Here is a 24,559-nt window from a genome sequence, read left to right on the forward strand (position 1 = left end):
GTGCTTGGACAGAGTGTTTATCGAGGGCCTGGAAGTCGACACCGTAATTGGTGCCTACGACTGGGAGCGAGGCATCCGACAGTGCCTGCGTCTTGATCTGAGCTTCGCCTGGGACAATCGCCCAGCCGCCGCCGGTGATGACCTGACCCTGGCGCTCGATTACGCGAGCGTTTCGTCGCGCATCCAGGCGTTTGCCGAGCAGGCGCAGTATCAACTGGTCGAGACCTTCGCCGAGCGTCTGGTCGAAGTGCTGATGAGTGAATTCAAGATCACCTGGGTGCGTCTCAAGCTGACCAAGCCTGGCGCTGTCCCGGCTGCCAAGGGCGGTGTGGGCGTGGAGATCGAGCGCGGATGTCGCTGACTCAGGTGTACCTCGGGCTCGGTAGCAATATCGAGCGTGAAACCCATTTGCAGGCGGGGCTGGACGCCTTGGCGGCGTTTTTGGTGGATGTCCGCTGCTCGGCTGTCTTCGAAAGCCAGCCAGTGGGCATCAAGAGCGGGCCGTTCTTCAATTTCGTGGTGTCGGCGTATACCGATCTGCCGCTGATGGAGCTGGACCGCCGATTGAAGTTCATCGAGGCGGACAATGGTCGTTATGCGCCGGACCGCAAGGGTTTGCCGCTGGACATCGACGTCCTGTTGTTTGGTGATCTGGTGGGCAATTTCGATGGATTGATCCTGCCGCGGGCAGAAATTCTGAAGAACGCTTTTGTGTTGTGGCCGTTATCGCTGATTGCGCCGGATCGTGTGCATCCGGGCGTAGGCAAAAGCTTTGCGACCTTGTGGAGTGAAGCGCACATTGATCAGGTGTTGGCGCCGGTGGCTTTTGAATGGCGCGGCGAGCCGTTGACCCCTTCGAATTTGTTGTGAGGCGGATAACGCCGTCGCGAGCAAGCTCGGCTCCTACAGGGGTCACCTAAATCCTGTGGGAGCAGGGCTTGCCCGCGATGCTTTCAGGTAGACGCCTCCTCCTTGTAGGCTTTCAACGCTTTAAGCCGTTCACGCTTGATCGCCTCACCCAGCTCCGGCCCCTTGAATCCTTTCTCCAGCAGCGGCTGAACCGCCACACTCCGAGCTGCCGTCGCCGCCCCGCGCAAATAATCCGCCTGTGGATAACTTCTCAGCTCCAGCCCTTTGCGCCCGCGCGCGTCCATCTCGCACGCGCTGATGAACTCTTCGAACCGCTGCGGCCGGCGGTAAACGTCAAAGCTTTGCAGCAACTCCAGCAAGGTCGAAGGTTTCAGCTCCAGGGCGCGATGGCCGTGGGTGTGATATTGGCCGACCAGTAATGCCAGTTCCTGACAGTCTTTCGGCGCCTTGAAGCGTTCGTTGACCGTTTTGATCAGCTTCAGGCCTGTGTGTTCATGAGCAATATGGCGTGGCCATTCTTCCTCGGGGGTCAGCCCTTTACCGAGGTCGTGCAGCAGGCAGGCCCAACGCACGGTCAGCGGTTGTTTGTGTAGTGCCGATTGCTCAAGCACGCTCAACGTGTGCACGCCGGTGTCGATTTCCGGGTGGTGAGCTTTGGGCTGTGGAACGCCAAACAGCGCGTCGACTTCAGGCATCAACACTTTCAATGCACCGCAGTCGCGTAGCACTTCAATGAACACCTGCGGCTGATCTTCCATCAATGCCCGGGAGATTTCTTTCCAGCTGCGTTCCGCAGTCAGGGCTTCCAGTTCACCGGATTCGCTGAGTTCGCGCATCAACCCAAGTGTCTCGGGAGCAACCGTGAAACCCAGCGCCGCATAACGCGCGGCAAAGCGAGCAACACGCAGGACACGGAGTGGATCTTCGGCGAACGCGGGGGAAACGTGACGGAGCAGGCGCGCTTCAAGATCACGCTGGCCATGGTAAGGGTCGGTCAGGTTTTGCTGATCGTCTTCGGCCATCGCATTGATCGTCAGGTCCCGGCGAATCAGGTCTTCTTCGAGGGTGACTTCGGGGCTGGCGTGGAAGGTAAAGCCGCCATAACCGCGTCCGCTTTTGCGTTCGGTGCGGGCGAGGGCGTATTCCTCGCCGCTTTTCGGATGAAGAAATACCGGAAAGTCCGCACCCACCGGCCGAAAGCCATTGGCGAGCATTTCTTCGGCCGTGGCGCCCACCACCACCCAATCGATATCGGTGACAGGTTTGCCGAGCAGGCGATCACGTACTGCGCCACCGACTTTATAAATCTGCATAAAAAACCTCCGTTAGCTCGACAGAATAACCGTTGCGTCGAACTTGCGGAGGTTCAAACAGGCTCAAAGATGAATGACGGCCAGGTCCAGTCGGCCGTAATCCCCTTCGCTGTGCTCGCTTCTAGGGGGTACATGGTGGGTTTTCATCACCTGATCCCCTTGCAGCGTTTCCAGGTGAATATCGAAGCCCCACAATCGGTGCAGGTGCTTGAGCACCTCCTCGGTGGATTCGCCCAGCGGCTTGCGGTCGTGTTGCTGGTGACGCAGGGTCAGGGAGCGATCTCCACGCCGGTCGATGCTGTAAATCTGCACGTTGGGCTCGCGATTGCCCAGGTTGTACTGCGCCGCCAGGGTTTCACGGATGATGCGGTAGCCTTCTTCATCGTGGATCGCGGGTACGAGCAGGTCATCCTTTTGGTCGTCATCGAGAATGCTGAACAACTTCAGGTCGCGGATCACTTTCGGTGACAGGTACTGCAGGATAAAACTCTCATCCTTGAAGCTGCTCATGGCGAACTTGATGGTCGACAGCCAGTCGGTGCCGGCAATTTCCGGGAACCAGTGGCGATCTTCGTCGGTGGGGTTCTCGCACATGCGCCGGATATCCCGGTACATGGCGAACCCCAGGGTGTAAGGGTTTATTCCGTTGTAGTAAGGGCTGTCAAAACCGGGTTGAAACACCACGCTGGTGTGGGATGTCAGGAACTCCATCATGAACCCGTCGGTGACCAGGCCTTCGTCGTACAGGTCGTTCATCAACGTGTAGTGCCAGAACGTGGCCCAGCCTTCGTTCATCACCTGGGTCTGACGCTGTGGATAAAAATATTGCGCGATCTTGCGCACGATCCGCACGATTTCCCGCTGCCACGGTTCCAGTAGCGGCGCGTGTTTTTCGATGAAGTACAGGATGTTTTCCTGAGGTTCAGCGGGGAAGCGTGCATTGTCCTTGTCGCTGTACTTGTCCGCGCCTTTGGGAATGGTGCGCCACAGGTCGTTGATCTGTTTCTGCAGATGCTCTTCCCGATCCTTTTGCCGACGCCGTTCTTCTTCCGCGGAAATCGGATAAGGGCGTTTGTAGCGGTCGACGCCGTAGTTCATCAACGCGTGGCAGGAGTCGAGCAAGTCCTCCACGGCGTCGATGCCGTGGCGTTCCTCGCACTGCATGATGTACTGCTTGGCGAACACCAGGTAATCGATGATCGAACTGGCGTCAGTCCAGGTGCGGAACAGGTAATTGCCTTTGAAAAAGCTGTTGTGCCCATAGCAGGCATGCGCCACGACCAATGCCTGCATACAGATGGTGTTTTCTTCCATCAGGTAAGCAATACACGGATCGGAGTTGATCACGATCTCGTAGGCCAGCCCCATCTGCCCACGGCTGTAGGATTTTTCGGTGCTGAGGAAGTGCTTGCCGTAGGACCAATGGTGATAGCCCAACGGCATCCCGACAGAAGCGTAGGCGTCCATCATCTGTTCAGCGGTGATCACTTCGATCTGGTTAGGGTAAGTATCGAGGGCATACCGAGCCGCCAGGCGACTGATTTCCTTGTCGTAGGCCTGGATCAGCTCGAACGTCCATTCGGAGCCGGTGGAAATGGGTTGGCGCTTCTGCTCTTTGGCGGTCATGTCACTAACCTGCGCTGGAAGAGTTCACGGAAGACCGGGTAGATATCCCCGGCCGAGACCAGTTGCTGCTGGGCAAAAGTGTCAGAGAAGGCTTCGGCGATGCGTTCGTACTCGAACCACAGGGCCTGATGTTCGCGCGGGGTGATCTCAACGTAAGTGTAGTACTGCACGAACGGCATGATCTGGTTGATCAGAATGTCGCGGCAGATCGGTGAATCGTCGTTCCAGTTATCGCCGTCGGACGCCTGGGCGGCGTAGATATTCCATTCATTGCTCGGATAGCGCTCGGCCATGATCTCCTGCATCAGCTTCAAGGCACTGGAGACGATGGTGCCGCCGGTTTCGCGTGAATAGAAGAACTCTTCTTCATCCACTTCCCGGGCGCTGGTGTGGTGGCGGATGAACACGACGTCGATCTTGTCGTAGTTACGCTTGAGAAACAGGTACAGCAGGATGAAAAAGCGCTTGGCGATGTCCTTCGTCGCCTGGGTCATGGAGCCGGACACGTCCATCAGGCAGAACATCACGGCCTTCGAGCTGGGGTTGGGCTGCTTGATCAACAGGTTGTACTTGAGGTCGAACGTATCAAGAAACGGCACGCGATGAATCCGTGCGCTGAGTTTTTCTATTTCGGCTTCTATTTTCTGGATATCGCCGAAATTGTCCGGTTCTTCCTGCTTGAGTCGCAGCAGTTCCTCTTTGGCTTCACGCAGCTTGGCGCGGCTGCTGCCGGACAGGGCAATGCGCCGTGCATGGGCCGAGCGCAAGGTGCGAATGATGTTGATGCGCGATGGGTTGCCTTCGTTGCTGATCCCTGCGCGTACCGTTTTGAAGGTGTCGGTACCGGTCAGGTTGCGTTTGACCAGGTTCGGCAGCTCGAGGTCCTCGAACATGAATTCGAGGAATTCCTCCTGGGTGATCTGGAAGACAAACTCGTCCATCCCTTCGCCCGAGTTGCCTGCCTTGCCGGGGCCTCTGCCACCGCCCCCTCCGGGCGGGCGGGCAATGTGCTCGCCGCTGGTGAATTCCTTGTTGCCGGGGTGCACGACGGTTTGCTTGCCGCCACGGCCATGGTGAAGCACCGGCTCGTCGATATCGCGGCCGGGAATGCTGATCTGTTCGCCGTGTTCCATGTCGGTAATGGAGCGCCGGCTGACCGCCTCTTCGACAGCCTTTTTGATGTGATCACGGTAACGTCGCAGAAACCGCTGACGGTTCACCGTGCTCTTGTTCTTGCCATTGAGACGTCGGTCGATCACATAGCTCATAGGGCCCTCCGGGCGGCTTCAAGTTGTGAGCTACAAGCTGCAAGTAGAAGCTGCCCGGATATCAGGGCTTACGCGCTTTTTCTTGCCGCTTGTAGCTTATGGCTTGCCGCTGCGTCATTGCGATTTCCGGACCCGTAGGTACCATTCGGAAAGAAGCCGTACCTGTTTGTCGGTGTAGCCGCGCTCGACCATCCGTGTGACGAAGTCGTTGTGCTTCTGCTGGTCCTCTTTGCTGGCCTTGGCGTTGAAGCTGATGACCGGCAGCAGGTCCTCGGTGTTCGAGAACATTTTCTTCTCGATAACCACCCGCAGTTTTTCGTAACTGAGCCAGGTCGGGTTCTTGCCGTTGTTGTTGGCCCGGGCGCGCAGGACGAAGTTGACGATTTCGTTGCGGAAATCCTTCGGATTGCTGATGCCGGCCGGTTTTTCGATTTTCTCCAGTTCTTCGTTCAGGGCCACTCGGTTGAGGATTTCGCCGGTTTCCGGGTCGCGGTATTCCTGGTCCTGGATCCAGAAGTCGGCGTACAGCACGTAGCGATCGAAGATGTTCTGGCCGTATTCGCTGTACGATTCGAGGTAGGCGGTCTGGATCTCCTTGCCGATGAACTCGATGTAGCGCGGTGCCAGGTATTCCTTGAGGAAGCGCAGGTAGCGTTCGCGGGTTTCGGCCTGGAACTGTTCCTGTTCGATCTGTTGTTCCAGCACGTACAGCAAGTGCACCGGGTTGGCGGCGATTTCGTGCGGATCGAAGTTGAAGACCTTCGACAGGATCTTGAACGCGAATCGGGTCGAGAGACCGTTCATGCCTTCGTCGACACCGGCGTTGTCGCGGTATTCCTGGATCGACTTGGCCTTCGGATCAGTGTCCTTGAGGTTTTCACCGTCATACACGCGCATTTTCGAGTAGATGTTCGAGTTTTCCGGCTCCTTGAGGCGAGAGAGCACGGTGAACTGGGCGAGCATCTTCAAGGTATCGGGCGCGCAATGGGCCTTGGCCAGGGAACTGTTGAACAGCAGTTTGTCGTAGATCTTCACTTCGTCGCTGACCCGCAGGCAGTACGGTACTTTGACGATGTAGATCCGGTCGATGAACGCTTCGTTGTTCTTGTTGTTGCGGAAGGTGTGCCATTCCGATTCGTTGGAGTGGGCCAGCAGGATCCCGGTAAACGGAATCGCGCCGAGGCCTTCGGTACTGTTGTAGTTGCCTTCCTGGGTAGCCGTCAGCAATGGGTGCAGCACCTTGATCGGCGCCTTGAACATTTCGACGAATTCCATCAGGCCCTGGTTGGCCCGGCACAGTGCGCCCGAGTAGCTATAAGCGTCGGCGTCGTTCTGTGGGTATTCCTCCAGTTTGCGGATATCGACCTTGCCCACCAGTGCCGAGATGTCCTGGTTGTTCTCGTCTCCCGGCTCGGTTTTGGCCACGGCGATCTGATTGAGAATCGACGGATAGAGTTTCACTACGCGGAACTGGCTGATATCGCCGCCGAACTCGGCCAGGCGCTTGGTGGCCCATGGCGACATGATGGTGTTGAGGTAGCGCCGCGGAATGCCGAAGTCTTCTTCGAGGATCGCGCCATCTTCAGTGGCGTTGAACAGACCGAGGGGCGACTCGAATACCGGTGAGCCCTTGATCGCGTAGAAGGGCACTTTCTCGATCAGTTGTTTCAGCTTCTCGGCCAGGGACGATTTACCGCCACCGACGGGGCCGAGCAGATAGAGGATTTGTTTCTTCTCTTCCAGGCCCTGAGCCGCATGGCGGAAATACGACACGATCTGGTCGATGCATTCTTCCATCCCGTGGAAGTCTTCAAAGGCCGGATAGCGGCGGATCACCTTGTTGGAAAAGATTCGCGACAGTCTCGAGTTGGTCGAGGTGTCGAGCAGCTCCGGTTCTCCGATGGCCAGCAATAGACGCTCGGCTGCGGAGGCGTAGGCGCTGCGGTCCTGTTTGCACAGCTCAAGATACTCTTGCAGCGAGAGTTCTTCCTGGCGTGTGGACTCGAAGCGTTGTTGGAAGTGGCTAAAGATACTCATGACGTCACCTCGCTCGATACGTGGAGCCGACGCCGGATCACTCAGTCGATGCTGGCAGCAACCGAACAGGCGGTCGCTGTTTACCCCCCAGAACTCTAACGGAGCTGACTACTCCGAAAGCTACTCCCGATGACCCGCGCGCCGGTGTACCGGCTCTCCCCTGTTTTGGATGGCCTGCGCTTAAGGATAGTTGCTAATTCGGGAGGTAAAGGCGAGATACGCAATTAGTTGTGGCAGACCGTTCGTCTGCCACCGCGCGAGCCCACGGGGGGCGGGGGCTCGCAGGTTACAAAAAAATTATTCGGAGGTACCTTGCGCGGTTTCCTCAGGATACGTCGTACGCCACAGCTCAAAACCGCCGTCCATGCTGTAGACGTCGGAGAAGCCCTGGCTGATGAGGTAGGCGGCGGCACCCTGGCTGGAATTGCCGTGGTAGCAGACCACAACGGTCGGCGCGTCCAGGTCTGCACCCTGAATAAAGGCATGCAGGGAATGATTGTCCAGATGCTTCGAGCCGCTGATGTGCAGCGCGGCATAGGTTTGCGGATCGCGGACGTCGACCACCACTGCGCCTTGTTCGCGCAGGGCTTGTGCCTGTTCCGGGGGGATACGTTTGAATTCGCTCATGGCGGGCTCCTGTGGCTCGGCTGATAGCGCAGCCTAGCGCGGGGCGCTGGCTGGGGTTTGTTCGGTAAGGGGGGGAGTGACGGCGGGTTCACTGTGGCCCTGATCGTTGCATTGGCACTGCAGGCGCTCGAAGGTGTCGACGTTCATCAGGGTCATGGCTCCACCCCAGACACAACCGGTGTCGAGCGCGAAGATCCCCGGTTCGTCACAGTTGCCTTCGAGGGCCGCCCAGTGGCCGAAGATGATCTTCAGGCCCTTGGTCTTGCGTTCCTTGTACGTGAACCATGGCTTGTAGCCTGGTAGCGCTGTGCCGACGCCTTCCTTGCTCTTGAGGTCGAGTTTGCCCTCGCTGGTGCAGAAACGCATGCGGGTGAAATAGTTGGTGATGACGCGCAGGCGGGTCACGCCCTTGAGGTCGCTATCCCATTTTACCGGTTCGTTGCCGTACATGCCGTCGAGGTACGGGGCGATGCGGTTGTCGTCGCGCAGGGCCTCTTCAACTTCGGCGGCGCACTTCAAGGCTTTGCGCAATGACCACTGCGGTGGAATGCCGGCGTGCACCAGTGCGATATCGCGCTGTTCGTCGTAGTGCATGAGCTTTTGCTGGCGCAGCCACTCCAGCAGCTCCGCGCAATCTGGCGCTTCGAGGATCTCGCGCAGGGTGTCGGCTTTCTTCAGGCGTTCAATGTTGTACCCGGCGGCCAGCAGGTGCAGGTCATGGTTGCCCAGTACGCACACCAGCGATTCACGAATGCCATAGAGAAAGCGCAAGGTTGCCAGCGACTGCGGGCCGCGGTTGACCAGGTCGCCCACCAGCCAGAGACGATCCTTGGCCGGATCGAAAGCGACTTGCTCAAGCAGGCATTGCAGGGGCTCGAGGCAGCCCTGCAAGTCACCAACGACGTACGTTGCCATTAGTGCAAGGCTCCGGGCACCGCCAGGCGGAATGGAGCGATGACGGCGTCGAAATGCTTACCGTCGCCGGCAATCATCTGATAGGTGCCTTGCATGGTGCCGACCTTGGTGGTCATGACCGTGCCGCTGCTGTAGGTGTGGTTTTCGCCGACCAGGATCAGCGGCTGCAAGCCTACGACGCCCGCACCCTTGACCTCCTCGACATGCCCGTCACCGTCGGTGATGACCCAGTGCCGCGACAACAGTGTGGCCGGTAGCTTGCCGTTGTTGTGCACGGTAATGGTGTACGCAAAAGCAAAGCGGTTTTGCTCGGGTTGCGATTGTTCTGCCAGATAGCGGGTGACGACGCTGACGTCGACCTGATAAAGAGGATCGGACATGCAAGAGGCCTTAAAAACGAAGCGGGACGCGGGGCGTAGCTGATGGAGTTCAGTCTAGGCCAAGTACCGGGTAGTAAACCAGACATCGCGTCTGGCGTCCTACCCGATAACGCTCGTCACCTGTCAGTCGGCGGCGGGCGGGTTCAGGGCTTGCTCGCTGAGCTTGTCGGCCAGGCGCACGAAGGCGGCCAGGTCGAGTTGCTCGGGACGCAGGCTGCCATCGACGCCGGCGGCTTCGATCTCGGCATTGCTCAGCAGCAACTTGAGGGTGTTGCGCAGGGTCTTGCGGCGCTGGTTGAAGGCTTCGCGAACGACGCGCTCCAGCAATTTGTGGTCTTTGGCCGGATGCGGCAGTACCGCGTGAGGCACCAGGCGCACGATGGCCGAATCAACCTTGGGCGGCGGGTTGAACGCGCCCGGGCCGACGTTGAACAGATGTTCGACCCGGCAGTGGTACTGAACCATGATCGACAGGCGGCCCCAGTCACCGCCGCCAGGACCCGCCGCCATGCGCTCGACCACTTCTTTTTGCAGCATGAAGTGCATGTCGCGGATCAGGCTGGCGTTATGCAGCAGGTGAAAAATCAGCGGTGTAGAGATGTTGTACGGCAGGTTACCGACCACGCGCAGGCTGCCCGGCGCAGCATTCAGGCTGGTGAAGTCGAACTTCAGCGCATCACCCTGATGCAGGCTGAAGTTGCTTCGACTGGCGAACTGCTGATTGAGGATCGGGACCAGGTCCTTGTCCAGCTCCACCACGTCCAGTTGTGCGCCGCTGTTGAGCAGGCCTTGAGTCAGGGCACCCTGGCCCGGGCCGATTTCCAGTACGCGGTCTTCGGCCTTGGCATGGATGGAGCGCAGGATTCGGTCGATAACACCTGCATCGTGCAGGAAGTTCTGGCCAAAGCGTTTGCGCGCCTTGTGTTGGTAATGCTCGGTCATAAACGGGTCTCGGCCATCTGGTAGGCGGTTTCCAGGGCGACTTGCAGGCTGCCGGTGTCGATTTTTCCGCTGCCGGCCAGGTCCAGGGCGGTGCCGTGGTCGACCGAGGTGCGGATGATCGGCAAGCCGAGGGTCACATTGACTGCCGCGCCGAAGCCTTTGTATTTCAGCACGGGCAGGCCCTGGTCGTGGTACATCGCCAGCACTGCGTCGCAGTGCTCCAGATATTTGGGGGTAAACAGAGTGTCGGCGGGCAGGGGGCCACGAAGGTCCATGCCTTCACCGCGCAGGCGCTCTAATGTAGGTTCGATGATGTCGATTTCTTCATGGCCCAGGTGTCCGCCTTCACCGGCGTGCGGGTTAAGCCCGCAGACCAGGATGCGTGGCTGGGCGATGCCGAATTTTTCTTGCAGGTCGGCGTACAGAATTCGTGTGACCCGCTCCAGGCGCTCCGGTGTGATCGCATCGGCAATCTCGCGAAGGGGCAGGTGCGTGGTGACCAGCGCTACCCGCAGTCCACGCGTGGCCAGCATCATCACCACTTGGGCTGTATGGGTCAGGTCAGCGAGGAATTCCGTGTGGCCGGAAAAGGCGATCCCGGATTCGTTGATCACACCCTTGTGCACGGGGGCGGTGATCATTCCGGCGAAGTGCCCGTCCAGGCAGCCCTGACCGGCACGGGTCAGGGTTTCCAGGACGAAAGCGGCATTGGCCTTGTCCAGATGGCCGGCGATGACCGGCGCATTGAGCGGTGTGTCCCAGACATACAAACTGTTCGCAGGCGCAGGCACATCCGGCCAGCTGTCCGGCGTTACCGGCAGCAGATCGACAACCACACCCAGCTGCGCGGCCCGCTCAAGGAGCAGGTCGCGGCTGGTAATGGCAATCAGGGGATGTGGCTGGGCGTGCGAGGCGAGCAGCAGGCACAGGTCGGGACCTATGCCGGCCGGTTCGCCGGGTGTCAGCGCGAAACGCTTGGGTTTCACTGCGCTGCCTGGCTTGCACCAGGGAGTTTGATTTCTACGTACGCTTCGTCACGGATCTGACGCAGCCAGGTTTGCAGCTCTTCGTCGTATTTGCGGTTACGCAGTACGGTCATCGCCTGTTGCTCGCGAGCCTGGGCGGTGCTGTCGGTGGCGCGGCGGCCCAGCACTTCCAGAACATGCCAGCCGTATTGGGTTCTGAATGGCTTGGACAGCTGACCTTGCGGGGTCTTGGCCATCACTTCGCGGAACTCGGGCACCAGTGCGTTCGGGTCGATCCAGTTCAGGTCGCCGCCGTTGAGGGCAGAACCCGGATCTTCGGAGTAGCTTTTCGCCAGTTCGCTGAAGTCTTCACCGGCTTCGATACGGGAGTAGAGCGACTCGGCCAGGGCCTTGGTTTTCGCTTCGTCGCGAATCGGGCTTGGTTTGACCAGGATGTGGCGCACGTGCACCTCATCTCGCGTCTGGGTTGCACCGCCACGCTTGTCGAGAATCTTCAGGATGATGAAGCCACCCGGTGTGCGCATTGGCTGGGTAACTTCGCCCACCGACATGGTGCTCAACATGCGATCAAATGGAGGTGGCAATTGAGCGGCTTTACGCCAGCCCATGTCGCCGCCTTCCAGTGCAGTTTCGCTGGCAGACTTGGCGATGGCCAACTGACCGAAGTCAGCGCCTTGCTTGAGTTGCTGGTAAATCGCGTCAGCCTGTTTGGCAGCATTCTGAATCGCGTCGGAGTTGGCACTTTCCGGCGTAGGAATCAGGATGTTGGCCAGACGGAACTCCTCAGACAATTGCATCTTGCCAAGGTCGGAGGCGAGGAAGTTCTTCACTTCCTGTTCAGACACCTGGATGCGCTCGGCCACACGGCGTTGACGCACACGGCTGATGACCATTTCACGGCGAATCTGTTCACGGGCGTCGTCGTAAGACAGACCGTCGTGAGCCAGCGCGGCACGGAATTGATCGACCGACATGTTGTTACGCTGGGCAATGGTGCCCACCGCCTGGTTCAGTTCTTCATCGGTAATGCGGATGCCCGAACGTTCGCCGATCTGCAATTGCAGGTTTTCGACGATCAGACGCTCAAGCACCTGCTGCTCCAGCACGCTGGCTGGCGGCACGGCGGAGCCACGCTTGGCAATGGTTGCCTGAACTTCATGAACGCGTTGGTCCAGTTGGCTCTGCATGACCACGTCGTTGTCGACGATAGCCACCACTTTATCGATGGACTGTACGGCGGCATTAGCCGCGGTACCCAGGAACAGCGCGCCCAGCAGCAGCGGGCGCAGACAATCAGAAAGCTTGGTCTTCACGTTCACGATAACCTTGGATGCCTTTGTCGAGGAAGCTCTCTACTTTGGCGCCGGTGAGGCCGCCGAGACCTTTCAGAACGATTTGTAGGAAGACGCCATGGTCGCCTTTTTCGTTTTCCGGAGCTTGTTGGCTGAACTCGTCGTAATCAACGAAGTAACGGTTGATCACGCGCAGCTTCCAGCAGCAGTTGTCGTACTCGAAACCACCGAAGGCTTCCAGGGTCCGGTCGCGGTTGTAGTCATACTGCCAGCGGCTGATGAGGTTCCATTGCGGTACGATCGGCCAGATCACGGAGAAGTCGTGCTGCTGGATTTTGTAGTAATCCTTCACGTAGTTAGGCGTGCCAGGGGTGCCGTAGTCGCCGCCAAACTGCCATTGACCGGTGTTCTGGTTGTAGATCACCTGATCGTTACGATAGCGATAGCCGGCGTTGATGACCTTGTTCGGGTTGTCTTCAGGCTGGTAGTGGAACATCGCGCTACCCGAGCGAGGGCTGCGGCTGTCCGGGTCCCAGTTGTAGTCGGCTGTGGTGCGCCAGTCGCGGTTCCAGCGGTATTCGTATTCCAGTGCATATGGTGAAACATTGGCTTGTGCATCGGCGCGGGTTTTTGGATTGATACCCGGCAACTGGACTTCGCGGTCCTTGAAGTACATGGCCTGACCAATGCTGATGCGTTGGCGTTCGAAGCCGTCGTCTTCGATCCAGCGGTTAGTGATGCCCAGCGACAGTTTGTTCTCATCGCCGACACGGTCGGTGCCAGAGAAGCGGTTGTCACGGAACAGCGACGCATAGTTGAAGGTGTATTCGCTGGTATCGAATACCGGAATATCTTCCTGGTTCTCCTCGGGGACGTAGAGATAGAACAGGCGCGGTTCAAGGGTCTGGCGATAATTTTTGCCGAACCATTGGGTATTACGATCGAAGTACAGGCCGCTATCGATGCTGGCAATCGGCACGCCCATATTTTGGTTGCTGCCGAAGTTGCCATTGAAATTTTTGGTCCCGGCGGCAGCTGCGGCTTGATCCTGAGCGACGATTTGACCTTTGCCAATACTGTCCAGATCCAGTTGGTACTGGGTGTATTGATACTTGAGCGACGGTTTCAGGAAGCCATAAGTCCAGTTCAGCGGCAGGCTGACAACCGGCGCCAGGTTGAGGCGATCACCGGTGGCACGGGCCAGGCCTTGAATATTAGTGTCCAGGCGCGGGGACACATTGCCGTCCTGGTCAGTGTACGTGCCGTTTTTCAAGTCCCGATCAAACCGCACGACTTCGGTCTTATACGAAAAATCCAGCCCGCCCGGGTGATACGGCAGAGAGCCATTGAAGTTGATCTGCGGCAAGCGGTCGTATGGCGTAATGTTCGACACGGACGCCAGCTGATAAGCGTAAGCGCTCAACGATGCCGTGTAGTTATCGCCGCGATACACCGCTGCGCCCGACTGGTTAACGTAATCAGTGTGTTTCACACCAATCTGGTCTGTCTGCAGATCCTGGAAGTAGTAAGGGTCACTGATCTTGGTGTAATCGACCTGCGTGTAAACGCGAGAATCCAGACCGCCCTTGTGCTGCCAGTTATACATGTAGCGTTCTTTCTGGAAGTCGGTCTGCTTGTCGCGCTCATCGCTTTCGTCGTTGAGGTACGCCCCACCGAACTGACCTTCGCTGGACTTGGTCAGGTAGCGGAATTCGCCTTCCATCAACAAGCCATGCTTTTCCATGTAACGCGGGTACAACGTGGCATCGTAGTTCGGTGCCAGGTTGAAGTAATACGGGGTGACCAGCATGAAGCCGGTATCGCTGCCGGTGCCGATGGTCGGCGGCAGGAAGCCCGACTGGCGACGGTCGTCGATCGGGAAGTAGATGTACGGCGTGTACAGGACAGGAATGTCCTTGACCCGCAGTGTCACGTTGGTCGCGGTGCCGAAGCCGGTCGCCGGGTTCAGGGTGATGTTGTTACCCTTGAGCTGCCAGGCGTTGCTGTTCGGTTCGCACGTGGTGTACGTACCATCCTTGAGGCGGATGATCGCGTTTTCGGCACGCTTGGCGTACAGCGCGTTACCGCGGATACGGGATTTGTGCATCACGTATTCGGCGTTGTCGACCTTGGCTTCACCGGTGTCGAGCTGCACGTCGGCGTGGTCGCCGACGATCAGTGCGCCGTTGTCGCGGATGCGTACGTCGCCAGTGAGTTCGGCGCGGCTTTCGGCCTGATACAGGCTGGCCTCGTCGGACTCGACCTGCATGCTGCCCTGACGCAATACGACGTCACCGGCCAGTGTGCCGATCTGATCTTCGGTGTTGTAGCGCGAGGCCTTGGCGCCGATAAAGGTCGGTGCGTCACTTTTATTCGTCTTGTCATTCATGCCAGGACGAATCGGTTCGATATAGGAACCAGAGCAATAAGGACCGGTTTCGGCCAGTTGCGCGGCAGTGAGGTTCTCGCGTGGAACCCAGTCGAGGTGACTGTAGTCTGCACTACGCGACTTCATGCCGCGGCCCTTGGACTCGGTAACGAGTACAGGCTTGGCTTCGGTGCTTTCGCTGGAACCGCTCTCAGCTGCCGCTTCGCCAGTGGCGGAGACGGCGCTGCCCTCATGGACAGGGCGCGGTGGCAATGCCGCCGCGGGCGATTTTGGCGCACAGTTCCAGGCACCCGAAGCAGAGACTGAGCAGTCATACTGTTCCGCGGCGACCACGAATGAAGTGGCTAGGGGTTGCAGGGCCAGCAGACTGCCGGTAACCAACAACGGAAATTTTTTACGAAACGCGGGGGATTTCAATGCCATCTTATTAGTCCGGGCTTCCTGCGTGCCATCTGCCCGCGGTGTGGGCCGCACGCCTCTCGATGGTCTGAAAAAGATGCTGGATAATAAAGCATGACCCGCTTGACGGCTAGCGCCGTCGGAGACCCTTGCAATGCCTGACCAAGATGTACGTTTGCAACACCTGAAAGTTTGGCTCGATGAGCAGTTGGCGATTCTCTTTGCAGAACAGGGCTGGGGCGCCGTACCCCCGGCCACGTTGACCGCGGCCAGTAGCGACGCGAGTTTTCGGCGCTATTTCCGCTGGGAAGGCGAGGGCAAAAGTTTCATTGTGATGGACGCGCCACCGCCCCAGGAAAACTGCAAACCCTTCGTGGATATCGCTTTTTTGCTGGCGAAATCCGGAATAAATGTGCCGAAAATTTATGCCGAAGACCTCGAGCGCGGTTTTCTTTTGCTCAATGACCTGGGCAACAAGACTTATCTCGACGTGATCGACAGCGAAAATGCCGACGATTTGTTCAACGATGCCCTGCAAGCACTGCTGGCTTTTCAGCAGTTGCCGATGGTTGCGCCATTGCCGAGTTATGACGTCGCACTGTTGCGTCGCGAGCTGGAACTGTTCCCGGACTGGTACGTGAAACACGCGTTGGGCATCGAGTTCGACGCGGCGCAGAAAATGCTTTGGCAAAACGTCACCGATCTGTTGATCGACAGCGCCCTGGCCCAGCCCAAAGTCTTGGTGCATCGCGACTATATGCCACGCAACCTGATGCTCAGCGAACCGAATCCGGGCGTACTGGATTTCCAGGACGCGGTGTACGGTCCTGTGACCTACGACGTGACCTGCCTGTTCAAGGACGCCTTCCTCAGCTGGCCTGAAGAGCGTGTGCGTGGCTGGCTCGAAACTTACTGGCAGCAAGCCGGCGCCCTCGATATTCCGGTTCAGCCGGACTTCGAAGAGTTCCTGCGAGCCAGCGACCTGATGGGCGTGCAGCGTCATCTGAAAGTCATCGGCATCTTCGCCCGCATCTGCCATCGCGACGGCAAGCCGCGCTACCTCGCCGACGTGCCGCGCTTCTTTGCCTATATAGATGCCGTGATCGCCCGCCGTCCTGAACTGGCCGAGCTGGATGTGTTGCTGCTGAGTCTGCGTGCCGGAGCGAATGCATGAAGGCAATGATTCTGGCGGCCGGCAAGGGCGAGCGCATGCGCCCGTTGACCCTGACCACCCCCAAACCGCTGGTTCGCGCCGGCGGCGTGCCATTGATCGAGTACCACCTGCGCGCCCTCGCGGCGGCCGGGTTCACCGAGATCGTGATCAACCACGCCTGGCTCGGTCAGCAGATCGAAGATTATCTGGGCGACGGTTCGCGCTATGGCGTCAGCATTCAGTACTCGCCGGAAGGCGAGCCCCTGGAAACCGGCGGCGGGATTTTCCGCGCATTGCCGTTGCTGGGGGACGAGGCCTTTGTGGTGGTCAATGGTGACATCTGGACCGACTACGATTTCAGCGTGCTGCATCAGCCCATCAACGGGCTGGCTCACCTGGTGCTGGCGGATAACCCGGCCCATCACCCGACGGGCGATTTCACGTTGCTCGACGGGCATGTGCACGACGGTCGGCCGGAGACGACGACCCTGACGTACAGCGGCATCGCAGTGCTGCATCCGCACCTGTTCGACGGCTGTTCGGACGGAGCCTTCAAGCTTGCACCGCTGTTGCGTAAGGCCATGGCCGATGGGCAAGTGACGGGTGAACGCCTGAAAGGTCAATGGGTGGATGTCGGTACGCACCAACGCCTGGCTGACGTTGAAACCCTGATAGAAGCGAGCCGCTGAGATGCTGTGGCCAGGGACTCTGATCGGAGCCGGAGCAGGCTTTGCCATCGCCAGCATTCCGGGGGCCATGCTCGGCGCCTTGTTGGGGCAGGCGCTGGATCGGCGCTTGCACCTGCAAAGCGTTGGGCACTTGCTTGAAAAGCTCGGCGGTCGTCCGATGCTGCGCAATGACGAGCTGCTATTCGTGTTGTTGGGGCGCTTGGCCAAGAGTGACGGGCGAGTAGTGGATGGCCATATTCAGCAGGCCCGCCAGGAAATGCGTGCTCTGGAGATGACAGATTCGGCGCAACGTCGTGCCATTGCCGCGTTCAATCGCGGCAAGTCCGGCAATGACCGGTTACGCGGCTATCTGCGACGCTTGAGTGCTCAGCCGCATGCGGCGGAAGGTGTATTGCGCGCCTGTTGGCGGATGGTCTGGGCCGATGGTCGTGCCGGCAGTCATGAGCGCGAGCTGATCGCCCAGTGGGGTAAGTGGCTGGGCTGGACGCCGCATCAGGTTCAGGCGCTGGCCGCCGATTATGAGCAGCACAAGCGGCCGCAAGTCAGCAGCGCGATCACCTATCAGGATGCGTTGCGGCTGTTGGGGGTGTCTGCAACCAGCGAGCCGGCGCAGATCAAACGCGCTTATCGACGCCTTCTGAGTCGACATCACCCGGACAAGATCGCCGGCAGCGGGGCGACGGCGTTGCAGGTACGTGAGGCAACGGACAAGACGCGTGAATTGCATGCGGCTTATACGTTGATTCGTGAGCGGCGGGATTTTCGGTAGCAGGAAAGAGATCTGTCGCCCGTTATGCCCTCATCGCGGGCAAGCCACACTCCCACAGGTTTTATGTCGATAGCAAAAGTTGCGTGCGACTCAAATCCTGTGGGAGCGTGGCTTGCCCGCGATGAGGGCACTGCGGTCTATCAGTCCGCCACGTTCTGCGGATTCAACCAGCCGCGCACCCGGCGCACCAATTGCTCCTGCTCAGCCTTGGCATTCCCCGGTAACGCCTTGAGTGCCACCTGACTGAACGCCGACGACTTCAACCGTTTGCTGGCCTGCAGGCGTTCCAGCGCCGCTTTGCGATCCAGCGGCTTATCCACATAGAAAAGGTCCGCAGTCGGCAGCTTTAAAGTCGGCGTCAGTTCGGCCAGTTCAGGCTTTGCTGTCACCGGTGTCTGGGCCGCGACCATCACAAACTTTTCCACTTGCGAGGGCTGTCTCTCGCTCAGATAACGCGCTGCCCAGTAAGCGCCCGTGCCATGGCCCAGCACGACAATGCTGCGAGCACTTTGCTGTTCGGCATAAGCGATGGCGGCGTCGATGCGCGCGAAGATGCGCTCGGCGTCGGCCTTGGCCTGATCTTCGGTTGTTTCGGCGACGGCCTTGTCAGCCACTTCCGCTTCACCACCGGCGGCCTGCTCGATAGGCGCCGCGGTGGTGGAGTCCTTGCTGGCGGTCTCCGGCGCTTTGGGCGCCGGCGCGACTTCGACGATGCGTGGCGCAATGGCGTCGCTTTGCAGGTCCGGCAAGGTGATACTCAGGCTGCTCCATTTGGCGTCCGGCAATTGACGGCGCAAAGGACCGATTGCTTGCGGCCAGTCAACAGTTTCACCAGCGCCCGGGATGATAATCACCGTGCCCTTTGGCTCGGGGGTGTTGGCCGGCTTCCACAGGGCGAGAAAAGTATCGGTGCCGGCTTGCAGCTGTTGCTGTTCCTGAGCGGGGACTTTTCGCTCAAGTGCTGTCGCTTCTTCCTGACTACGCTCAGGCAGTGGCTGGCGTTCGACCGGTTTTTCTTCTGCGGGTTTTTCTGCCGTGGCAGGGGCCGGGTCGGCGGCCTCGACAGAAAAGGCACAAGGCAAGATCAGCGACAGGCACAATGCTGGCAGTGCCAGGCGGTAGACAGGGGGCATCGGATATTCCAGGCCAGAAGTGATTCCGGCAGCCTAATGGGTTAGTCAGTGTTTGTCAGTGTGTGAGATTTCGATGATGCGTTTACGCTGCCTGTGGGTTATCGGCTGCTTGTGGTTTCCCTTGATGGGGTGGGCGGCTTCCGCGCCGCCGGGGCATGCCGCGGCCTTGTCACCCGAGCAACAACAATGGCTCGCAGCCCATGACGAATTGCGCGTCGGCGTGGTGTTGCAGGCGCCTTATGCTCAATACGATCGCCGCTTGCAGCGTTTGTCCGGGGTCAACGTCGAGCTGATGAAATGGTTGGCCAGTGCGCTCAAGGTCGAGCTCAGCTGGAGAAATTTCCCGGACGTCGCGCAACTGGAAGACGCCGCGCGCGAGGGGGAAATCGACATCGCCGTGGGCCTGACGCAAACCCCGGCCGGTTTGCGCCTGTGGCAATTTACCGACCCGTACATGCGGGTTCCGCAACTGGTGGTCAGTGATGAAAAAGGCACCGGTGTCGTGGAACTGGAGAAGCTCGACAGCCAGACCCGCGTCGCGGTGCGCATGCCCAGCGCGACCGCCGATTATCTGCGCAGCAACTATCCCCATCTGAACCTGCAAGGCGTGCCCATCGAGCGTCAGGCGCTGCAACTGTTGCTCAGTCAACAGGCGGGTTACGCCGTGGTCGACGAGGCGCAACTGGGGCGTTTGTCCGCCGAACCGGAGTTCGCCGGCCTGGTCGTGGTGGGCGACATCGGCCTGCCACAATTGCTGCGCGTGGCTACTCGCCGGGATTGGCCGGAACTGGCGAGTATCGTCGGAAGCGCGCTACGGGCAATCCCGGCCAAGGACCTGGAACAACTGCACAACCAATGGCTACAACCCAAGTACCCGCGACTCACCGAGTCCCCCGGTTTCTGGCAAAACCTATGCCTGCTGTTTGCCGTCATGCTGTTGAGCAGCATGGCCATCGTGTTTTGGCAGCGGCGGCAACAGCACAGTCTGGAGGGACGTCTGTTGGCTGCGCGTGAAGACATTGCGTTGCGCGAGGCCAGCGAAGAGGCGTTGCGCCTGACGCAGTTTTCCATCGATCAGAGCACCGTCGGCATTCTCTGGGTCAACTGGGACAGCCATGTGCGCTACGCCAACCGTGCCGCCGAAAACATGCTCGGCTACGCTCCGGGCGGGATCATCGACCGGCCGCTGATTGACTTCGAACCCGGCCTGCACATGGACCGCTGGTTGAATCTGTGGAAGCGCGCACGGGCCAGTGACGAAGGGCCGCAAAGCTTCGAAACCCACTGCGTGCGGGCCGATGGCAGTATTTTGCCGACGGATGTCTCGTTGAGCTTCATGCGCTTTCGTGATGGCGAATACCTGGTGGTCTACCTCAACGACGTTACCGAACGCCGCCGCGCGCTGGCCGCTTTGCAGGAAAGCGAGGCGCGTTTGCAGGGGATCGCGGCCAACGTTCCGGGACTGGTCTTTCGCCTGGAGCGCGCACCGGTGACGGGGCAGATCGACTTTGCCTACATCAGTGAAGGCAGTGAAACCCTGGTGGGGTACTCACCGGCCACCCTGGCCCATCGCGACAAAGGCCTGCGCAGTCTGGTGCACCCGGACGACAAGGCCAGCTATCACCAGACGCAGGACCATGCGCTGGACACTGACAGTGACTGGTCGTGGCAAGGACGGATCCTGACCCGTTCGGGCGAACAACGCTGGGCCGAGATCAAGGCCATCACCCGTAAGCTCGAAGATGGCGCCTACGTCTGGGACGGGATCGTCTGGGACATCAGCGAGAGCAAGCGTATTGAGCTGGAACTGGCCAGCTCCCGCGAACAGTTGCGTGAATTGTCGGCTCACCTGGAAAGTGTGCGCGAAGAAGAAAAGGCGCGCATCGCCAGGGAGGTTCATGACGAGCTGGGCCAGATGCTGACCGTGCTCAAACTGGAAACGTCGATGTGCGAACTGGCCTACGCGCAACTCGACCCGGGCCTGCACGAACGCTTGAACAGCATGAAGCGCTTGATCGCTCAGTTGTTCCAGTTGGTGCGCGACGTGGCCACGGCGCTGCGACCACCGATTCTCGATGCCGGCATCGCTTCCGCCATCGAGTGGCAGGCCCGGCGTTTCGAGGCGCGCACGCAGATTCCGTGTCTGGTGCAGGTGCCGGAGAATCTGCCGGTGCTTAGCGATGCCAAGGCGATTGGCTTGTTCCGGATCCTTCAGGAAGCCCTGACCAATGTCATGCGCCATGCCCAGGCGCATACTGTTGAACTGTCGCTGGCGCTGGAAGGCGACGAGTTGTGCCTGACCGTCAGTGATGATGGCGTAGGATTTGTTGCCGCGACGGGCAGGCCGACCTCCTTCGGGGTGGTGGGCATGCGTGAGCGGGTGTTGATCATGGGTGGGCGGTTGTCGCTTGAGAGTGAACCGGGGGAGGGTACGACCCTGAGTGTGCGGGTGCCGCTGGATGCAGTCTGATGGTTTTTGTGGTGTTTTAGCTTGCTCGCGATACATCTTGGCTCTGAAATAAAAAGAATGGAGAAGAACGTGATCCGTGTACTGGTAGCCGAAGACCACACCATCGTCCGTGAAGGCATCAAGCAGTTGATCGGCCTGGCCAAGGATTTGCTGGTGGTGGGGGAGGCGAGCAATGGTGAACAGTTGCTCGAAACCTTGCGGCATGTGCCGTGCGAGGTGGTATTGCTCGACATCTCCATGCCAGGCGTGAATGGCCTGGAGGCGATTCCGCGGATTCGTGCGCTGAACAATCCGCCCGCCATCCTCGTGTTGTCGATGCACGACGAAGCGCAAATGGCCGCGCGGGCGTTGAAGGTCGGCGCTGCCGGTTACGCGACCAAGGACAGTGATCCGGCGCTGCTGCTAACTGCGATTCGTAAAGTGGCGGCAGGTGGGCGCTACATCGACCCGGACCTCGCCGACCGCATGGTGTTCGAAGTCGGCCTGACCGATTCGCGGCCGTTGCATTCATTGCTGTCGGAACGCGAGTTTTCGGTGTTCGAACGCCTGGCCCAGGGCGTCAACGTCAATGACATCGCCCAGCAACTGGCCCTGAGCAGCAAAACCATCAGCACCCACAAGGCGCGGTTGATGCAGAAGCTCAACATTACATCCCTGGCGGAACTGGTGAAGTACGCGATGGAGCACAAACTCCTCTAAAAGCCCTGTGCTCCTACAACGGGTGAAGCGTCGCCATATCCATTTGCGACATGCCTGGAGCCCCGCCTCTTCCTGTTCTTGCGGCTTGTAGCTGAAAGCTTGCAGCTGCATTTGTCAAAACGCGCCATCCTTGTAGGGCGATCCCTACCCCAAACCTTCCATACGGCTGAGGCGATTCTCTCCTGCGCCCCGATTTGCGTGGTCGGCAGGGTCCACTAGGCTTAGTCCCACAGCAGTCATCAATAACAAAGGTGTGGGTATGAGCCAGGTCGATTCAAGCGCAGGGGCCAGTGACATTCTGGTCAGCTTTCGTGGAGTGCAGAAAAGCTACGACGGCGAGAACCTGATCGTCAAAGACCTCAACCTGGACATTCGCAAAGGCGAATTCCTCACCTTGCTCGGGCCGTCCGGTTCCGGCAAGACCACCAGCCTGATGATGCTCGCCGGTTTCGAAACACCGACCGCAGGCGAAATCCTGCTGGCCGGGCGTTCCATCAACAACGTGCCGCCACACAAGCGTGACATCGGCATGGTGTTCCAGAACTACGCGTTGTTCCCGCACATGACCGTCGCCGAGAACCTCGCGTTCCCGCTGACCGTGCGCGGCCTGAACAAAAGCGACGTCAGCGACAAGGTCAAAAAAGTCCTGAGCATGGTCCAGCTCGACGCCTTTGCTCAGCGTTATCCGGCACAACTGTCCGGCGGTCAGCAACAGCGTGTAGCGCTGGCCCGTGCCTTGGTGTTCGAACCGCAGCTGGTGTTGATGGACGAACCCCTTGGTGCACTCGACAAACAACTGCGCGAACACATGCAGATGGAGATCAAACACCTGCATCAGCGCCTCGGCGTGACCGTGGTTTACGTGACCCACGACCAGGGCGAAGCCCTGACCATGTCCGACCGGGTAGCGGTGTTCCACCAGGGCGAGATCCAGCAGATCGCACCGCCGCGCACCCTTTACGAAGAACCGAAAAACACCTTCGTCGCCAACTTCATCGGCGAGAACAACCGCCTTAACGGCCGCCTGCACAGTCAGACCGGTGATCGCTGCATCGTTGAACTGAGTCGCGGCGAAAAAGTTGAAGCGCTGGCGGTCAACGTCGGCAAGACCGGTGAGCCGGTCACGCTGTCGATTCGTCCCGAGCGCATCAGCCTCAACGGTTCAAGCGAGTCATGCGTCAACCGCTTCTCAGGGAGGGTGGCGGAATTCATCTATCTGGGCGATCACGTCCGGGTTCGCCTGGAAGTCTGCGGCAAGACCGACTTCTTCGTGAAACAACCGATTGCCGAGCTTGATCCCGCGCTGGCTGTCGGCGACGTGGTACCGCTTGGCTGGCAGGTCGAACACGTTCGCGCGCTCGACCCACTTCTAGAGGCGCACTAACGCCCCCGCAATACCAACACCAACCCTGCACGTGGAGAGAACAATAAATGTTGAGATCCCTGAAATTCACCGCCCTGGTCATGGGCATGATCGGTGCGGCACACGCGATGGCGGCGGGTCCGGACCTGACTGTGGTGTCCTTTGGCGGGGCGAACAAGGCGGCGCAGGTCAAAGCCTTCTACGCACCGTGGGAAGCGGCAGGCAACGGCAAGATCGTGGCGGGCGAGTACAACGGCGAAATGGCCAAGGTCAAAGCCATGGTCGACACCAAGAGCGTGTCTTGGGACCTGGTAGAAGTTGAATCGCCAGAACTGTCCCGTGGTTGCGACGAAGACATGTTCGAGCAGCTGGATCCGAAGCTGTTCGGCAAAACCGAAGACTACGTCAAAGGTGCTATCCAGCCGTGCGGCGTGGGTTTCTTCGTGTGGTCGACCGTGCTGGCCTACAACGCCGACAAACTGGCTTCCGCGCCAACCAGCTGGGTGGATTTCTGGGACACCAAGAAATTCCCGGGCAAGCGTGGCCTGCGTAAAGGCGCCAAGTACACCCTGGAATTCGCTCTGATGGCCGACGGCGTTGCGCCCAAAGACGTCTACAAAGTACTGGCCGGCAAGGATGGTCAGGACCGCGCATTCAAGAAGCTCGATGAGCTGAAGCCCAATATCCAGTGGTGGGAAGCCGGTGCACAACCGCCGCAGTACCTCGCTTCCGGTGACGTGGTCATGAGCTCGGCCTACAACGGCCGGATCGCTGCCGTGCAGAAAGAAAGCAACCTGAAAGTCGTGTGGAACGGCGGCATCTATGACTTCGACGCATGGGCGATTCCAAAAGGCCTGGACAAGACACGCGCTGAAGCGGCGAAGAAATTCATCGCTTTCTCGGTGATGCCGCAGCAGCAGAAGACCTACTCGGAAAACATCGCTTACGGCCCGGCCAACACCCAAGCCGTACCGTTGCTGTCCAAGGATGTCCTGAAAGACATGCCGACCACCCCGGAAAACATCGCCAACCAGGTGCAGATCGACGTCAGCTTCTGGGCTGACAACGGCGAGCAACTGGAACAGCGCTTCAATTCCTGGGCTGCGAAGTAAGCGAGTCGCACAGGACGACGGTTCGCCGGATGATCGTTCCCACGCTCTGCGTGGGAATGCCGCCCGGGACGCTCCGCGTCCCTGTGACGCAGAGCGTCACTGGATGCGTTCCCATGCAGAGCGTGGG

21 protein-coding genes are annotated in these 24,559 nt (G+C 59.3%); 9 read left to right on the forward strand and 12 right to left on the reverse strand.

What is annotated here, in order from left to right:
* The first annotated feature begins 4 nt into the window (after nucleotides 1-4).
* Together folB and folK are read left to right on the forward strand one after the other, a co-directional pair.
* Nucleotides 5-361 carry a dihydroneopterin aldolase gene (folB, locus tag SB725_RS03430; RefSeq protein WP_027926721.1) on the forward strand — a complete coding sequence of 119 codons (357 nt, stop codon included), beginning with the start codon at nucleotides 5-7 and terminating at the stop codon, nucleotides 359-361.
* Nucleotides 352-870 (forward strand): 2-amino-4-hydroxy-6-hydroxymethyldihydropteridine diphosphokinase, encoded by a 519-nt coding sequence (gene folK, locus SB725_RS03435; RefSeq protein WP_027926722.1) that lies wholly within the window; start codon nucleotides 352-354, stop codon nucleotides 868-870. The genes folB and folK overlap by 10 nt, the downstream gene beginning before the upstream one ends.
* An 83-nt stretch (nucleotides 871-953) precedes the next feature.
* On the opposite strand, the gene SB725_RS03440 is transcribed toward folK, so the two are convergent.
* The 11 genes from SB725_RS03440 to SB725_RS03490 form a co-directional block, all read right to left on the reverse strand.
* Entirely contained in the window at nucleotides 954-2,183 is a 1,230-nt protein-coding gene (locus tag SB725_RS03440; RefSeq protein WP_410921269.1) for a multifunctional CCA addition/repair protein, read from the reverse strand.
* A gap of 63 nt (nucleotides 2,184-2,246) precedes the next feature.
* Nucleotides 2,247-3,809 carry a SpoVR family protein gene (locus SB725_RS03445; RefSeq protein ID WP_027926724.1) on the reverse strand — a complete coding sequence of 521 codons (1,563 nt, stop codon included), beginning with the start codon at nucleotides 3,807-3,809 and terminating at the stop codon, nucleotides 2,247-2,249.
* Nucleotides 3,806-5,077, reverse strand: coding sequence for a YeaH/YhbH family protein (locus SB725_RS03450; RefSeq protein ID WP_007947798.1), 1,272 nt, complete (start codon nucleotides 5,075-5,077; stop codon nucleotides 3,806-3,808). Before SB725_RS03450 ends, SB725_RS03445 begins: the two co-directional genes overlap by 4 nt.
* A 114-nt stretch (nucleotides 5,078-5,191) precedes the next feature.
* The gene (locus tag SB725_RS03455; RefSeq protein WP_010467160.1) at nucleotides 5,192-7,114 is read right to left on the reverse strand and encodes a PrkA family serine protein kinase; all 1,923 of its coding nucleotides are present in this window, start codon (nucleotides 7,112-7,114) and stop codon (nucleotides 5,192-5,194) included.
* A 297-nt stretch (nucleotides 7,115-7,411) separates the two neighbouring features.
* On the reverse strand, nucleotides 7,412-7,741 hold the full coding sequence (glpE, locus tag SB725_RS03460; protein ID WP_410921271.1) for a thiosulfate sulfurtransferase GlpE: 330 nt from the start codon (nucleotides 7,739-7,741) through the stop codon (nucleotides 7,412-7,414).
* 33 nt (nucleotides 7,742-7,774) lie between these two features.
* A complete protein-coding gene (locus tag SB725_RS03465; protein WP_027926726.1) occupies nucleotides 7,775-8,656 on the reverse strand; it encodes a symmetrical bis(5'-nucleosyl)-tetraphosphatase in 882 nt (293 codons plus the stop codon).
* Nucleotides 8,656-9,036 (reverse strand): Co2+/Mg2+ efflux protein ApaG, encoded by a 381-nt coding sequence (apaG, locus tag SB725_RS03470; protein ID WP_027926727.1) that lies wholly within the window; start codon nucleotides 9,034-9,036, stop codon nucleotides 8,656-8,658. Before apaG ends, SB725_RS03465 begins: the two co-directional genes overlap by 1 nt.
* Before the next feature lie 123 nt (nucleotides 9,037-9,159).
* Nucleotides 9,160-9,978 (reverse strand): 16S rRNA (adenine(1518)-N(6)/adenine(1519)-N(6))-dimethyltransferase RsmA, encoded by an 819-nt coding sequence (gene rsmA, locus SB725_RS03475; RefSeq protein WP_027926728.1) that lies wholly within the window; start codon nucleotides 9,976-9,978, stop codon nucleotides 9,160-9,162.
* Nucleotides 9,975-10,964 carry a 4-hydroxythreonine-4-phosphate dehydrogenase PdxA gene (pdxA, locus tag SB725_RS03480; protein ID WP_410921273.1) on the reverse strand — a complete coding sequence of 330 codons (990 nt, stop codon included), beginning with the start codon at nucleotides 10,962-10,964 and terminating at the stop codon, nucleotides 9,975-9,977. The genes rsmA and pdxA overlap by 4 nt, the downstream gene beginning before the upstream one ends.
* Entirely contained in the window at nucleotides 10,961-12,283 is a 1,323-nt protein-coding gene (gene surA / locus SB725_RS03485; RefSeq protein ID WP_027926730.1) for a peptidylprolyl isomerase SurA, read from the reverse strand. The genes pdxA and surA overlap by 4 nt, the downstream gene beginning before the upstream one ends.
* Nucleotides 12,258-15,068 carry an LPS-assembly protein LptD gene (locus tag SB725_RS03490; RefSeq protein ID WP_027926731.1) on the reverse strand — a complete coding sequence of 937 codons (2,811 nt, stop codon included), beginning with the start codon at nucleotides 15,066-15,068 and terminating at the stop codon, nucleotides 12,258-12,260. The genes surA and SB725_RS03490 overlap by 26 nt, the downstream gene beginning before the upstream one ends.
* A 130-nt stretch (nucleotides 15,069-15,198) precedes the next feature.
* Here SB725_RS03490 and SB725_RS03495 point away from each other — a divergent pair, with 130 nt between their 5' ends.
* Genes SB725_RS03495 through SB725_RS03505 form a run of 3 tightly spaced genes read left to right on the forward strand, consistent with a single transcriptional unit; the run spans nucleotide 15,199 to nucleotide 17,655 of the window.
* Nucleotides 15,199-16,218 (forward strand): aminoglycoside phosphotransferase family protein, encoded by a 1,020-nt coding sequence (locus tag SB725_RS03495; RefSeq protein ID WP_027926732.1) that lies wholly within the window; start codon nucleotides 15,199-15,201, stop codon nucleotides 16,216-16,218.
* Nucleotides 16,215-16,886, forward strand: coding sequence for an N-acetylmuramate alpha-1-phosphate uridylyltransferase MurU (gene murU / locus SB725_RS03500; protein ID WP_027926733.1), 672 nt, complete (start codon nucleotides 16,215-16,217; stop codon nucleotides 16,884-16,886). Before SB725_RS03495 ends, murU begins: the two co-directional genes overlap by 4 nt.
* Nucleotide 16,887: 1 nt before the next feature.
* Nucleotides 16,888-17,655: a TerB family tellurite resistance protein gene (locus SB725_RS03505; protein WP_027926734.1), complete on the forward strand. Its 768-nt coding sequence runs from the start codon at nucleotides 16,888-16,890 to the stop codon at nucleotides 17,653-17,655.
* Between the two features lie 140 nt (nucleotides 17,656-17,795).
* On the opposite strand, the gene SB725_RS03510 is transcribed toward SB725_RS03505, so the two are convergent.
* Nucleotides 17,796-18,788 carry an alpha/beta hydrolase family protein gene (locus SB725_RS03510; protein ID WP_194940401.1) on the reverse strand — a complete coding sequence of 331 codons (993 nt, stop codon included), beginning with the start codon at nucleotides 18,786-18,788 and terminating at the stop codon, nucleotides 17,796-17,798.
* A gap of 73 nt (nucleotides 18,789-18,861) precedes the next feature.
* Between SB725_RS03510 and SB725_RS03515 the strand changes: the two genes are divergently transcribed.
* The 4 genes from SB725_RS03515 (at nucleotide 18,862) to SB725_RS03530 (ending at nucleotide 24,432) form a co-directional block, all read left to right on the forward strand.
* Nucleotides 18,862-21,258: a PAS domain S-box protein gene (locus SB725_RS03515; RefSeq protein ID WP_027926736.1), complete on the forward strand. Its 2,397-nt coding sequence runs from the start codon at nucleotides 18,862-18,864 to the stop codon at nucleotides 21,256-21,258.
* A gap of 57 nt (nucleotides 21,259-21,315) precedes the next feature.
* The gene (locus tag SB725_RS03520; protein ID WP_172825925.1) at nucleotides 21,316-21,957 is read left to right on the forward strand and encodes a response regulator transcription factor; all 642 of its coding nucleotides are present in this window, start codon (nucleotides 21,316-21,318) and stop codon (nucleotides 21,955-21,957) included.
* 259 nt (nucleotides 21,958-22,216) lie between these two features.
* The gene (locus SB725_RS03525) at nucleotides 22,217-23,341 is read left to right on the forward strand and encodes an ABC transporter ATP-binding protein (RefSeq protein ID WP_027926738.1); all 1,125 of its coding nucleotides are present in this window, start codon (nucleotides 22,217-22,219) and stop codon (nucleotides 23,339-23,341) included.
* 47 nt (nucleotides 23,342-23,388) lie between these two features.
* On the forward strand, nucleotides 23,389-24,432 hold the full coding sequence (locus tag SB725_RS03530; protein WP_027926739.1) for an ABC transporter substrate-binding protein: 1,044 nt from the start codon (nucleotides 23,389-23,391) through the stop codon (nucleotides 24,430-24,432).
* Nucleotides 24,433-24,559 lie beyond the last annotated feature (127 nt).

This window comes from Pseudomonas sp. SIMBA_041, assembly GCF_046535095.1.
GTDB classification, from domain to species: Bacteria; Pseudomonadota; Gammaproteobacteria; order Pseudomonadales; family Pseudomonadaceae; genus Aquipseudomonas; species Aquipseudomonas mucoides.

Coding starts and splice junctions, on each gene's coding strand:
- SB725_RS03465 (WP_027926726.1), bottom strand. CDS start 8,656: ATGGCAACGTACGTCGTTGGTGACTTGCAGGGCTGCCTCGAGCCCCTG.
- SB725_RS03495 (WP_027926732.1), top strand. CDS start 15,199: ATGCCTGACCAAGATGTACGTTTGCAACACCTGAAAGTTTGGCTCGAT.
- glpE (WP_410921271.1), bottom strand. CDS start 7,741: ATGAGCGAATTCAAACGTATCCCCCCGGAACAGGCACAAGCCCTGCGC.
- apaG (WP_027926727.1), bottom strand. CDS start 9,036: ATGTCCGATCCTCTTTATCAGGTCGACGTCAGCGTCGTCACCCGCTAT.
- SB725_RS03505 (WP_027926734.1), top strand. CDS start 16,888: ATGCTGTGGCCAGGGACTCTGATCGGAGCCGGAGCAGGCTTTGCCATC.
- SB725_RS03510 (WP_194940401.1), bottom strand. CDS start 18,788: ATGCCCCCTGTCTACCGCCTGGCACTGCCAGCATTGTGCCTGTCGCTG.
- murU (WP_027926733.1), top strand. CDS start 16,215: ATGAAGGCAATGATTCTGGCGGCCGGCAAGGGCGAGCGCATGCGCCCG.
- folK (WP_027926722.1), top strand. CDS start 352: ATGTCGCTGACTCAGGTGTACCTCGGGCTCGGTAGCAATATCGAGCGT.
- SB725_RS03515 (WP_027926736.1), top strand. CDS start 18,862: ATGATGCGTTTACGCTGCCTGTGGGTTATCGGCTGCTTGTGGTTTCCC.
- SB725_RS03450 (WP_007947798.1), bottom strand. CDS start 5,077: ATGAGCTATGTGATCGACCGACGTCTCAATGGCAAGAACAAGAGCACG.
- SB725_RS03440 (WP_410921269.1), bottom strand. CDS start 2,183: ATGCAGATTTATAAAGTCGGTGGCGCAGTACGTGATCGCCTGCTCGGC.
- SB725_RS03530 (WP_027926739.1), top strand. CDS start 23,389: ATGTTGAGATCCCTGAAATTCACCGCCCTGGTCATGGGCATGATCGGT.
- SB725_RS03445 (WP_027926724.1), bottom strand. CDS start 3,809: ATGACCGCCAAAGAGCAGAAGCGCCAACCCATTTCCACCGGCTCCGAA.
- rsmA (WP_027926728.1), bottom strand. CDS start 9,978: ATGACCGAGCATTACCAACACAAGGCGCGCAAACGCTTTGGCCAGAAC.
- SB725_RS03520 (WP_172825925.1), top strand. CDS start 21,316: ATGGAGAAGAACGTGATCCGTGTACTGGTAGCCGAAGACCACACCATC.
- SB725_RS03490 (WP_027926731.1), bottom strand. CDS start 15,068: ATGGCATTGAAATCCCCCGCGTTTCGTAAAAAATTTCCGTTGTTGGTT.
- SB725_RS03525 (WP_027926738.1), top strand. CDS start 22,217: ATGAGCCAGGTCGATTCAAGCGCAGGGGCCAGTGACATTCTGGTCAGC.
- SB725_RS03455 (WP_010467160.1), bottom strand. CDS start 7,114: ATGAGTATCTTTAGCCACTTCCAACAACGCTTCGAGTCCACACGCCAG.